Here is a 12364-nt window from a genome sequence, read left to right as displayed (position 1 = left end):
GTCTACAGCTCCGGGAGAGGATCGGCTTGAAAAGAGCTGCCGTTGGTGTGGCGCGCGAACGCGGTGATATACATACGACGCTTGAAACCGGCGAGCTCTTAAATGCGATGCACGATCGCCTGAGGCGTCCCTGCGGGGACGAGAGCCTAGCTATTCCGCTGATCGGGGTTGCACCGCTGGCTTAGCAAGGTGCGTCGTTCCCATTGAACGCTCGTCCCGTAAAGTCCCATCATGCGGCGAACCAATATTGACCACGAAGAACCGTGTGGCTAGTCAAAAGCTCACGAGGGGAATATCCGCTGCAAACGGCCGCCGTCTCCTCGATCGCGCTCCTCGATCGCGCCAAGATCGGCTGCACAACGCAGCGCACAGCGGATGGGCCGGCCAGAGGATAGCGGTATGCTGGGAGGTGTCCCCACCGAGGCTACCGAGAAAGCTGAAGGCTCTTGGAAGCGGGAGCTGCGCCAGGCCAATGAGATCCTGCGCAAGGCGATGCTTGGTTTGCGGTGGCGGAGTTCGATCGTCTTTAGAGACGATACTCGCCTTCCGCGGAGAAGAGGTTGGTCGAGCCGATCCGTCGATCTGAGGTGCTGCCGAACGCCGTGTCACATGGGATTCACTTGTCGCTGAGCTACCTGCAAGTTCCTTTTTTTGGCCTTATCCAAGTTCCTGCCGACTCCGTGCTTGTCTTCGCGGGTTCACCGTGGTTCCCGGTTACCAGCACGTTGCAACAAATGCTTCAAATAAATTTATAGAATCTTTGCGAGCGCAAGTCCCTGAAGGTTATAGGTTCATCTTAAATCTGAGGTCAGGCGCGCTGAAAGAGGCTAATACCCTGTTTACGCCCGGACCGCCGCAGCTCGCAATGGAGAAATGGATGCCAAGAGCAACGAGAGCGCTTATCCTAGTTGAAGGTCATAGGGGAATTGGTCTGCGATACGTCCAAGCGGCCCAGAGTCTTGGTTACCATCCAATTACCCTGTCGGCTGATCCTGCTCGGTATGACTACCTTGCGGCGGAAAGTGTCGAGACAATCCGTGTCGATACAGACAATCTCGATGCGCTGATTCACGAATGTTCGCGGCTACGTGCGACGTATGACATTGCTGGCATTACTGGCTTTGCGGGCGACGACGAGTCGATCTACGCGACAGTTGGCAAGCTCTGCCTGCATTTCGATCTACCGGGACCGAACCCCGCATCGATTGAACAATGCTGCGACAAATTTACTCAACGTCAGCTCCTCGCGGAGGCCGGCATTCCAATACCTGCTTATCGCTTAGCAGCGAATGCAGCGGAGGTTGAAATCTCTGCCGCCGAGATCGGCCTGCCGGTGATTCTGAAGCCAGCCATAGGCAGCGGCAGCATCGGTGTGCGATTATGCAGCACCGTCGATGAGTTAGCCGAACATACCACCTACCTATTGGGTGGGAAGCACATTTGGCGATCTTCGCCGAGGATACTTGTTGAAGAATACGCGAATGGTCCGCATTATATCGCTCAGATAATGGGAAATGAGGTCGTTGCGATTGCCGCCGCTGACTACGGCCCCCCACCGCATTTCGTCTTTCATAGCGGCACCCAGCCAGCCTCGCTGACAGATGACGAGCACGAGCGAATCGCCGACGTTTCGCTGAGCTGCTTGCGAATTCTCGGCCTTGGCTGGGGTCCCACGAATGTTGAACTCCGGTGGACGAAGCTTGGCCCTGTCGTCATTGAAGTGAATCCGCGACTTTTGGGCGGGACGGGTTCTCAATTGGTTCGGCTGGCTTATGGAGTCGATCTTATCACCGAACACATCAAGCTTGCCGTCGGCCACGAATGGGATTTGCGCAGAAGGCATTCACACATTGTGGCCGTCCGGGTCCTAATTCCTGACCGTGATGGCATCGTCGATTGGATCCATGGCGGCAGTCAGGCTGCTGCTGTACCGGGTGTCGCAGAGGTGCAATTTTGTGTCGAGCCCAATACCCCTATCGTGAGGAAAGGCGACTATCGAGATCGCATGGGACATGTCATAGCCGCTTCACCCGACCGTGTCCGGACCGAGGCGATAATTCAGCGTGCGGTGAACTTAATCAGTTGGTCGATCTCTCCATTTCCGTGAACAAAGACAATCATCAGCCCCTCAAGTCGCCGCACCAGGGGAAGCTATTGAAGAGGAAACTTGTAGTGCAAAATCAAGTGCGGTCGTCGCAAAGTGAATGATACCTAATTTTGTTTCTGGGAACCTCTAGGCAATTGAACTTATCTGCGGTGGACAATTGTCTTCTGATTTTTTGCGGCGGCTATGTCGCGCGAGTAATTCCCAGGCCACAGCAAGAGGATAGCCGCGGTGTTAGAGCAACCAGCCCTGCCCCCCCCTCCGCTCGTCGGACCCCGTTCTGCCGAGACTTTCGGCCGGGCGCGCAGGGTTTTCCCGGACGGCACCACGCGGATCACTATCGAGCGCGATCCCATTCCCCGCTACATGCATCACGGAGAGAGTGCGTTTCTTGTCGACGTTGATGGCCGTCGTCTCCTAGACCTCAACGGCAACTTCACGACCCTCATCCATGGCCACGCCTTCCCGCCCGTGATCGAGGCCGTGACGCAGCAGCTCAGAAGCGGATGCTGCTTCGCCAACCCGACCGAGATTGAAATCGATCTTGCTGAGCTTCTCTGCGCCCGAATTCCGCATCTTGACCGCATCCGCTTCGTCAATACCGGTACCGAGGCGGTCATGTTTGCGATTAAGGCGGCGCGGGCGTTCACGGGACGTCCCGCCATTGCCAAGATCGAGGGAGCCTATCACGGCGCCTACGACTGGGTCGAGGTCAGCCAGGCTGCAACGCCTCAAACGTGGGGCGATCCCGAACATCCCGCGCCCACTCTTTCTTATCGCGGCATGCCGCCAGCTGTGCTCGATGACGTTGTGATTTTGCGCTTCAACAACGCCGAGGGCGCGCGCCGGCTGATCACGGAACATGCAGGGCGTCTCGCAGCCGTCCTCGTTGATCCCATGCCGAGCCGCAGTGGGCTCATTTCGCCCACGCCGGATTTCGTATCCGCCATCCAAGAGACGGCCCGTCGTCACGGTATCCTTGTTATCAGCGACGAGGTTCTCAACCTCCGACAGGGTTACGAAGGCGCCTCTGCGCTCTATGGGCTCGCCCCCGATCTCTTCGCGCTCGGCAAGATCATTGGCGGCGGGCTCCCCATCGGCGCGATCGGAGGCCGCAGCGAGGTGATGGCAGTCTTCGAGGCCGCATCAGGCGGTCCTGCTCTGCCGCAGGGCGGCACCTTTTCAGCCAATCCGCTCTCGATGGCAGCAGGACTCGCCGCGATGGAAGCCCTCGACCGCGCTGCCTTCGATTACCTCGAGCGGCTGGGGGACAAACTGCGAAACGGGCTCGAACGCATCATCGCGCGGCACGGCGCCCCTTTCAGCGTCACTGGAGCCACTTCCCTCTTTCGCCTTCACCCGCGGCGCAAGCCGCCGCGAGAGTTCCGAGAAAGTTTCCTTACCCTACAGGAGGTGGCCGTGATGACGGAATTAACTCGCTTCTTCGCCACGGAAGGCATCATTCTGCCCAAAGCGGCCGCCGCTTGCCTCTCAACACCGATGGGGGAGGATGAGATCGCCTTCGTCGCAAATGCTTTCGACCGCTTCCTAATTCAGCGCGCGGCGCTCCTCGACACTATCACGGGTTAGATCATGGAAGAAACCGTCGCACAGGCGATCGCGCGTGCGTTGAAGCCCTTGTTTGGCCAGAGCCTGCCGTCTGCCGTCCTCCTCGCCTGCGGTACGATTGGCATCCCGCCAGCTCGCCTACCGGCAGGAGAAGATGGGGGGCGCCATGGCAGACGACTTTGAACGCGTCTTAAGCAGGATTGCAGTGGTTACCACCCAAAACGGGCCGCCCGCGGCCATCCTCGTGCCATCACTTCCGGAGGCTTTCAAGGCGAGCCTGTCGGAACGCGCACCAACCAGAATGGAACAGACAGTTGGCGCCAGATCACGCCTGGCGCGTGCAACATCCATATCGGCGTCGATCCAACCGAGGTCGGTTGCACCTACGAGGCGCTGTGCCTCGTGGTCCATGCTGCGGTCACGATCAACGCTCTTTGTCAAATCCTCCAACACATCGACCTGTGGCGCCGCCGCGCCGATGGTACGCAACTGCGTGTCCGTCGTCGTAATCGTGCTAAAGAATGGCGTGCTCGGCTTCCAAAGGCATGCCGAAGCAATGCCGTTAGGACCCTGTACGAGCGCCTGCCATTTCGCTCCAGTCGACCACGCAGCAATCGCCCGGGCGTGCGGTTGCGGCGCGACCGTCGTCAGGGTACCGGACGACATAGGGCCTGCTCTCGAGGCGCTCGCCTCTGAAAGGCCGTGGCTAGTCAAGGTCGTCGCCGCCCCCAACGCCCATCCTGCTCTTTCCCTTTTCGGCGGCGCGGTTGACCAGAACGTCGTGCGCGACGTGGGTTCCGTTTGATGACGACAGAAAACACCAAATCAATGGGCGTTGCGGTCGTCACCGGCGGGGCAACCGGGATCGGGTTTGCGACCGTCGCGCATCTAATCGACGCTGGCTGGCGCGTCGCTTTCTTCAGCCAGACGAGAGAGCGGGTGGAGGCTGCCGCTGTCGATCTACGCGCCCGTTTTCCAGCTTGGAATATCCACGCCGACACGGTCGACCTCCGTGACGAACGCGGCGTCTGCCGGTTCTTCGCCAATGTCCGCGAGCGGTGGGGAACGGTATCCGCGCTTGTCTGCAATGCTGGCTACTCGCCGAAAGGTCCAAACGATCAGCGTGTCGCTCTCGGCCATATGCCGCTTGCCAAATGGGATGATGTTATCCGGGTGAACCTCACGGGCGCCTTCCTCTGTTGCCGCGAGGTGTTGCCCGGTATGGCGGAAGCCCGGCAAGGCCGTATCGTCCTGATCAGTTCACTCGCGGCGCGTACGCAGCCGAAGATCGCCGGAGCGAGCTACGTTGCCTCGAAGAGCGCGCTTGCAGGGCTCGCCCGGTCGATCATGAGCGAATACGCCGGGCTTGGTATCACGGTGAACACGATCTGCCCTGGCCGTGTCTTAAGCAATATGACGGGACCGCCCGAGAGGCCCGGAAACCGCGCTGCACTCGCGCGGATCCCGATCGGCCGGCTCGGCAGGCCCGAAGACATCAGCCGCGTCATTAAGTTTCTTGTTCGCTCGGATTCCGACTTCATTAACGGCGCCATCATCGATGTCAACGGCGGTGAGTTCGCCCCCTCTTAATCTGTCGGCCGGCGGCACAAACCATTCAGTGACGAAGGACGCGGCGCCGGCCACTCCCGCACATTCTGCGCATGCGCGAACTTACGGACCTGCTGCACTAGGGGCCATGGCGAACGCCTGGAACAGGCTGCCTTCGGACAGGGCCGTGGTCAAGCCAAGCGAGCCCTGGCATCACGCGCACGGCGGCGACTTCTCACATCCGAAGGCCACCATGACAGGATCTCGGCCGCGTCGTTCCAAGGACGCCTCATTGGCGGGAGGTGGTGGCCGATAGCGACAGCGGATGCTCGACAGCAGCGAGGACGTGCTCAGCCGTCAACGCCTCGAGGTTTTGGCTTCAGGCGATGCTTCTGGCCGCGCGTGCGGAGAATGAGAGGCTCCGCCAAATCATCAAGGAGTTGCAGCGCTATCGCTTCGGGCCAAGGGCGGAGGGCCTGCCCGAGGACCAGTTGCTTCTGGGCCTGGATGGCCAGCAGGTAGAGGCGGAGGGCTTCGCCGGCACCGAAGCCGCGGACCCATCAAAGCGGTTTGGCGCATTTGCCGCCGCGTCTTCATGGGATGACCTTCGGCGACAATCGATGCGATCGGCGCAACGACGCCCGTCGACATCCGCGATCGAGCCCTGCTGCTACTCGCCACGACGGGCATTCGCAACGGTGAGCTACGCGCCATTCAGCTGCAGGATATCGACTGGCGTGCTGGCGAGGTATCGGTCCGGCGCACCAAGGGCAAGCGGGATCGGGTGGCGCCGCCGCTCGAGGAGACCGGCGCCGCGCTCGCCGACTACGTCCTGCGCGCTCGACCGAAGGTGGATAGTCCGTATCTGTTCCTGTCCTTCACGCCGCCCGTGGCAGCATTCAAATGCGCGTTTGCGACATGGCGGGGTTGAACTCGGGCGAGTCGCAGGTGCGCATCTCCTGCGCCACAGTCTTGCTACCCAGCTCGTCAAGCAGTGAAGGCCGGTCAACGAGGTCGTCGATCTTCTAGGGCACCGAAGCATCAACACAACGCCATTGTACGTAAAGGTCGCCACCTCGCAGCTTGCCGAGGTCGCACTTGCGAACATTCGACCTGTCATGGCAGCTTACGATGGTGAGTGTGCCCGATCCGATACACGTTTTCCGTGCTCTTTGATTCGCCGAGAGCGATGCGGTCGTGAGCGGCAGCTCTTTTTGCGACAAGATGATCAAAGGCATGACGGCTCCGCAAGCAGCCCAGTCTCACGCCGGGCTTTGCGAAGTCGCAGCCTTCCTTTTTCAGCTCATGTTGACCAGTCCCGAGAGCGGGAAGTGTCGCATCCTTCGCATACTAAATGGTTTGCTACATATGGAGTGGCATGACGATTGTTCTAGAATTCAAATTGAATCGGCCCTTTGTACATAGTCTGCCTTCCTAGAATCAGACAAGTGGGCGGGGCGCTTCATAGACGCTGTAACCGAAACGTGATTCGCTCGGCCGGCGGCGGGCGAATCGAGGGACGGCGAATGTCGGGGCCACGCGAGAAGCGCGAGACGGGAGAGCAGGACCTGTTCCGCTCCAGGCTCGACCAGATCATCAGCATGAAGCACGAGCTGGTGCGGCTGGCGGATGCGATCGACTGCCCGATGCTGGAGGAGCGTTTTGGCGCGGTCTATTCGGACGGCCCCCGCATGCCGCCGCTGCCGACCCGGCTGATGGCGGGGCTGGCGATCCTCAAGCACACCTTCAACCTGTCCGACGAGGTGCTGTGCGAGCGCTGGGTGGAGAACCCCTATTTCCAGTATCTCACCGGGAGACGTTCTTTTGCCATACGCTGCCGTTCGACCGCTCGTTGATGACGCGTTGGCGCAGCCGCATGGGCGAGGAGCGGATCGTGGCGCTGTTGCAGGCGAGACTCAGCCTTGCGGTCAAGACCGGGGCGATGAAGCCGGCCGACACGCGCCAGGTGATCCCCGGATCAGTCCGAGGACCGACACCACCGTGCAGCCGAAGAACGTCATGTTCCCGACCGACGCCAAGCTCATCCACCGGGCGCGCGAGCGGCTGGTGCGGCTGGCCAAGAGGACGGGCCTCCATTTGCGCCAGAGCTATGTGCGGGTCGGCAAGCTGGCGCTGATCAGCCACCAGCGCTATGCCCACGCCAAGCAGTTCAAGCGGGCCAACAAGGCGCTGCGCAGGCTCAAGACTATGTCGGCCGGACCATTCGCGACATTGGTCGCCAGATCGCCGGCAATGCGGGGCTGGACGCGCTCTTCAAATGGCCGCTCTACCAGGCCGCCACCGTTCTCCAGCAACGTCAGCGCCAGCGCGTCCGCAAGATCTACTGCCTGCACGCGCACGAGGTGGAATGCATTGGCAAGGGAAGGCGCATATGCCCTACGAGTTCGGGGGGAAGGTGTCGGTGGCCACCACGCTGAAGCGTCCGGGCGGCCAGTTCGCCCTGCATGCAAAAAGCGCTGCCCGGCAATCCCTATGGCGGCCACACGCTCGCAAGCCCATAGAGCATCGGCCACATCAAGGCTGAGCACCGGATGAGCCGCAACTCCTCGCCGGCCAGCAGGGCGACGCCCTCAACGCCGCCGCCGGCTACAACTTCTCCCTCCTGCTCAACTGGTTCACAGGTTTTGTGGCTTCTCATCGCAGCCCAGTCAGCCGAGAGGACTCGAAGCCTGACTAATCTCGTTGTTCACGGACGACTGACAATTCTTGGTGTTCAGTGAGGCTCCTCTGTTGCGGTAAACACGGATTGTCCGTGGATCTGAATCTTATTACAGAGCCGCGCCAAGTCTGACAGATCGTGACTCGCTGTAAGACAGATGCGTATGCCCGCATGGCCCCGAGCGACCGTCGGAAAGAACGTGACGGAAGTGTAAAAGCCATCATCGAATAGGCGTGCTGCGAAATCAATAGCCGCAAATTCATCGCCCACATTAATCATGCGAATTGGCAGAGGAGCGCCTCGCTGATCTGTGTTGATGAGATCGTCGAACAGGGCGATGCGGTCGATCAATTGATCTCGGCGAACCCTGAGCTCGCTCGTGCGGTGGATTTTCGCCGAGGCCATAGCGGCACCGACAGCTGCAACGTTGGGCGAAGCCGAGAAGGCATGCGGAATGGAGTAGCAACGAAATAGCTCTTCTTGATATGCCGTTCCCAGCATGAGCATGCCGCCCGACGCGCCGAAGCCCTTGGCGAGGGACGCCGCGACGATCGTGCGCTCACCTAGCTCGTTGGGTAATTGCGAGCGCGCAAAACCTTCGCCACTTTCGCCAAATAGTGAAATTCCGTGTGCGTCGTCGATGTAAAGAAAAAGGCCATACTTTTCCTGCAACTCAAGAAGCCCTTCGATCGGCGCGAAGCCGCCCATCGAATAGACGCCATCGCAGACGTAAGCGACGATTGGATGCTTGCGGCAAAGCTGCTCCAAAGCATCGAGGTCATTGTGAGGAATTGTCTCGACTTGGGTCTCCTCGGCCACAACTGGCTTATGAAAGGCAAGCGAGGCATGTGCCAGACGGTCGAACACCATGACAGGTCTTTGACCTCCCGTTAAATGTCCGGAGGCGATGATTGGCAGTGCGCCCATGTTGGCAATCATAACCGTCGAGTAAGTAATAATCCGCGCCCCAAAGAGTTGGGAAAGCAATCCCTCAAGTTCACCAACGAGTCCGAAATTCAGGCGCGTGCGTGCACAAGACCAGTGGAGTGATCCGTATTCCTTTATCGCGGCAACCGCGCCTGCAACGATAGCTGGATGATTGTCCAAGCCGAGGTAGCAACAACGTACGTAGTCGGCCATGGTATCGCCTCGACGCTCGCCCTCCGTGATCATGACCGCCCTCCCCTCTAAAGACCGCCCGTAAACACCCATGAGACCACGTTGGTGAGCCCGTTCGAAATGCATTCGCGTCCGATCAATGACCGAAGCGGTGTTGCGGAAATGACTGGCGTTTGCAGCGCCCGCTGTGAATTCCACCGGAGACATTTGGACGTCCTTTCAAAAGTGCATATTTGCGGTAAATTGGCTCCCCAGTCTCACGTGATCCAAATTGCGAACCGCCGAATTCCGATGCGGCTGATGGCCGTCTGATATGATCCCGAAGACACCTTCAGTCTGTCGGATGAGGAGCTGGCGCGCCCTGGGTGGAGAGACCCGAATACCCAGTTCTGGGGTGAAGAGTTCTTCTGCCCTGAGTAGCCGGCGCATCCTGGCACAACGTGCCGCAAAGCCCAGGTTGGAGTTTTCAGCACTAGGTGGAACATGACACCGGAAATGAATCGCGAGACAAGGGAACCGCCACGCGGTCGAGCCCGTCATCGGCACAATCAAAGCTGAACACCGGAGGGGCGGCACCTGTATCGCCCACAATCAGGACGACGTCGGCGGCGCCTCCCTGGCCACCGCCGACTACTTCCCGCTCCTGCTAGACGGTTCAGGAGCTTTTGTGGCTTCTGTTCGCCGCGGCGCTCCCACTCAGGCCGATATGACCCGCGGTCGGGGACATCCACTCAGGTCCACCAGAGAACAAGATCTGGCCGCGCAAATCCGAAAAAGCAATTCAGCAGCACGCGACGCTTTCCGTTGCCTGATTGACCGGTAACCCCGTGAACGAAGCCGCCATCGATTAGGGCGATATCCCCAGTTTTGAGCTCGAACTCGCGGCAAGGGACGGCCTCCAGATAGGCTGCCGAATAGGGGTATCCAGTGGTCTCCACACCTTGCGATATCCGGTCCGCAACCGTCGGCTTGTGGCTCCAGAGCTTCAGATTGCCGCCTTCCTCAGGCATGCTGGGATAGAGGTTGAGCGCTGCGACCGTATTGTGCGCCACCGCAGAAAGCTCGTAATCATCGCCAGCACGTAAGACTTGAGCGACGTCGTCGTGGGGATCCAAGGAAAACGTGCCTGTGCCCGACCAACTGAGGCCGCGACAAACATTGGCCTGGCCGTGTTCGGAACGCGCTAGCCGCAATTCGATTCCCTGGTTGTGAAGCTCTCGCTTCAACGCCCCGAATACTGCTCGAACCGGGTCAACCAAATTCTTAAAAAGGGCATCGACGTACGGCCGCGCGTTTTCGGCGTCTGCGAAATAGGTGGCTGCATCCTTTCTGTAGTGAGATGCACCGACATATTGTCCGGGCACACCATCTTTACGCTCTCTGAGACCGGAGCTTCCAATAAAGTTCGTAGTGATCTCCTCTGCTACTTCGGTGCTGAAAGCTTGCTTGATGTGCAGAGCGGTGAGCTCACCTTTCAGGACCGAGATGATCTCCGCCGTGTTGATCGACCCGGTCCGTTCTTTGATCGAAACCGGCGAGATGGCTGGCACTTGAGATATCTGACTAGGCATTGTCTTGCTCCTGTAGTGCGTGTTCAAGGATGGTGATGCCACGATCGAGTTCGGCATCGGTGATGGTTATCGGCGGGAGGACTTTGATAACGTCGCGATTTGGCCCCGAGGATTCGATAAGAAGGCCATTTTCGAATGCGACATCGTGCACGCGGCCGACAACTGCCGGTGAACGGCATTTCAGGCCGGCCATCAGACCGCGGCCGCGCTTCTGTTCGATGTATCTTGGAAATTTCGCAACCAGGCGATCGAGGTGCGTTTGCAGCCTGACGGCTGTCCGCTCGACACCTGCAGTAAATTTCCTATCCGACCACATCTTGCACATGGCTCCTGCCGTCACGAAGGCGAAATTGTTTCCTCTGAAGGTCCCGCTATGTTCTCCGGGCTTCCATATATCCAAGTCGGGTCGAATCAGAACGATGGACAACGGACTACCTGAACCGCTAAGGGACTTAGAAAGACAAACAATATCCGGTTCGATTTTTGCAGACTCGAATGAGAAGAAGTCGCCAGTTCGGCCCGCACCTGCCTGGATGTCGTCGACGATAAAAACAATGCCATGCGTGCGGCAAATGCGCTGAATTTCCGTGAGCCACGCTGCGGATGCGGCGTTCATGCCGCCCTCTGCCTGGATGGTCTCCAGAATGATTGCGGCAGGCTTTTCTATGCCGCTCCCCGGGTCGCTCAAAACGCTGTCGATGTAACTGGCGGAATCGAAAGCTTGGCTCGGATAGCCGTCATAGGGAACACGGATCACATCGTGGCGAGCGACGCCTCCCAGTTCCCTGGTTGAGGCCGAGCCCGACACCGCTAGAGAGCCGAGCGACATGCCGTGGAACGCATTCGTAAAGGCCATGACGCTCGAGCGGCCGGTGTATTTTCGCGCCAGCGCCAGAGCCGCTTCGTTGGCGTTCGTGCCGGTCGGCCCAGGAAACTGAATCTTGTATGAAAGGCCTCTGGGTTTCAGGATCCAATCGACGAACCCTTCAATGAAGTCACGCTTTGCCGCCGTATGCATATCAAGCGACAGAAGAATGTTCTCACCGACGAGATATTCAATCGCCGGCGCCATAATATCCGGATTGTTGTGCCCGTAGTTGAGTGCGCCGGAACCCACCAGGAAATCGATAAAGGGCTTACCCGTCTCGTCCCAGATCGTCGCCCCAAGGGCCTTCGTAAAGACGGTGGGGAACGCCCGGCAATAACGACGAACGCTAGATTCATGAGCCGTGAAAGCGTCGGTGTCCATATTAAGTCCTCTGCACATAGTCGTCAAAGAAGAGAGCTGTTTAATGGCTAGTGGTTTGCGGCATATGTTCGTCGTTTAACATTGAAGCAGAATGCCGGAGGCAGCTTTGTTTGGTCTGGGTTTGGTCTGGTGGTGCCGGGATCCTCATTGAATATTGTTGGTTGCGTTGCCCTCCATTCGGATGTCTTCGGGGAATGTGCTGCAACAAGATGGCTTCTAAACCTTCCGCGAAAGCACCGATACTATGGCATCAGGTAGTTGACGTACCCACCCATCGCTGCCCATAGCGCCTCCGCACAAATGAATGGGTCCAAGGAGATCAGCAGGGTCGCGTCGCCAGAGGTTGTGTCGCTCGGCGGTAGCGAAGCCGCTCGCGAGCGCGCTCCTCGATGGCGCCGTAGCGAGCGAGCGGCTTCGCGGCGGTCATCAATATTCGCCGTTCAACCTCGGGCTGCGGACACCAACCTGATTCAAGAAACTATTTGATGACCGATGACACAGCGAAAGCCACGCTCTCTTTGAGA

Annotated in this window: 8 protein-coding genes and 3 pseudogenes; 8 read left to right on the top strand and 3 right to left on the bottom strand. The window is 59.0% G+C overall.

All coding sequences use genetic code 11. The annotated features are described in order from the left end of the window. The 8 genes and pseudogenes from EOA33_RS39645 to EOA33_RS00265 all read left to right on the top strand — a co-directional run. Nucleotides 1–185, top strand: a pseudogene (locus EOA33_RS39645) (hypothetical protein); the annotation flags it as partial. A 692-nt stretch (nucleotides 186–877) separates the two neighbouring features. Then, nucleotides 878–2107, top strand: a complete 1230-nt coding sequence (locus EOA33_RS00295) for an acetyl-CoA carboxylase biotin carboxylase subunit family protein (RefSeq protein ID WP_127404720.1) — start codon at nucleotides 878–880, stop codon at nucleotides 2105–2107. A 228-nt stretch (nucleotides 2108–2335) separates the two neighbouring features. Then, the gene (locus EOA33_RS00290; protein ID WP_245466456.1) at nucleotides 2336–3694 is read left to right on the top strand and encodes an aspartate aminotransferase family protein; all 1359 of its coding nucleotides are present in this window, start codon (nucleotides 2336–2338) and stop codon (nucleotides 3692–3694) included. 133 nt (nucleotides 3695–3827) lie between these two features. Beyond that, nucleotides 3828–4478, top strand: a complete 651-nt coding sequence (locus EOA33_RS00285; RefSeq protein WP_348628204.1) for a thiamine pyrophosphate-dependent enzyme — start codon at nucleotides 3828–3830, stop codon at nucleotides 4476–4478. Beyond that, nucleotides 4478–5263, top strand: a complete 786-nt coding sequence (fabG, locus tag EOA33_RS00280; RefSeq protein WP_126080649.1) for a 3-oxoacyl-ACP reductase FabG — start codon at nucleotides 4478–4480, stop codon at nucleotides 5261–5263. The genes EOA33_RS00285 and fabG overlap by 1 nt, the downstream gene beginning before the upstream one ends. Nucleotides 5264–5607: 344 nt before the next feature. Then, nucleotides 5608–5790, top strand: a pseudogene (locus EOA33_RS41435) (transposase); the annotation flags it as partial. 47 nt (nucleotides 5791–5837) lie between these two features. Further along, entirely contained in the window at nucleotides 5838–6152 is a 315-nt protein-coding gene (locus EOA33_RS40110) for a tyrosine-type recombinase/integrase (protein ID WP_348627501.1), read from the top strand. Between the two features lie 595 nt (nucleotides 6153–6747). Then, nucleotides 6748–7919, top strand: a pseudogene (locus tag EOA33_RS00265) (IS5 family transposase). A gap of 36 nt (nucleotides 7920–7955) precedes the next feature. Here EOA33_RS00265 and EOA33_RS00260 read toward each other — a convergent pair. From EOA33_RS00260 to ectB, 3 genes are all read right to left on the bottom strand, one after another. Then, nucleotides 7956–9227 (bottom strand): aminotransferase class I/II-fold pyridoxal phosphate-dependent enzyme, encoded by a 1272-nt coding sequence (locus EOA33_RS00260; protein ID WP_126080648.1) that lies wholly within the window; start codon nucleotides 9225–9227, stop codon nucleotides 7956–7958. 524 nt (nucleotides 9228–9751) lie between these two features. Further along, the gene (locus EOA33_RS00255; RefSeq protein WP_126080647.1) at nucleotides 9752–10591 is read right to left on the bottom strand and encodes a hypothetical protein; all 840 of its coding nucleotides are present in this window, start codon (nucleotides 10589–10591) and stop codon (nucleotides 9752–9754) included. After that, nucleotides 10584–11840 (bottom strand): diaminobutyrate--2-oxoglutarate transaminase, encoded by a 1257-nt coding sequence (ectB, locus tag EOA33_RS00250; protein ID WP_126080646.1) that lies wholly within the window; start codon nucleotides 11838–11840, stop codon nucleotides 10584–10586. Before ectB ends, EOA33_RS00255 begins: the two co-directional genes overlap by 8 nt. Between the last annotated feature and the right edge of the window lie 524 nt (nucleotides 11841–12364).

It is taken from the genome of Mesorhizobium sp. M4A.F.Ca.ET.050.02.1.1, assembly GCF_003997725.1.
Taxonomy (GTDB): Bacteria; Pseudomonadota; Alphaproteobacteria; order Rhizobiales; family Rhizobiaceae; genus Mesorhizobium.
This window is presented reverse-complemented; position numbering and strand designations above follow the sequence as displayed.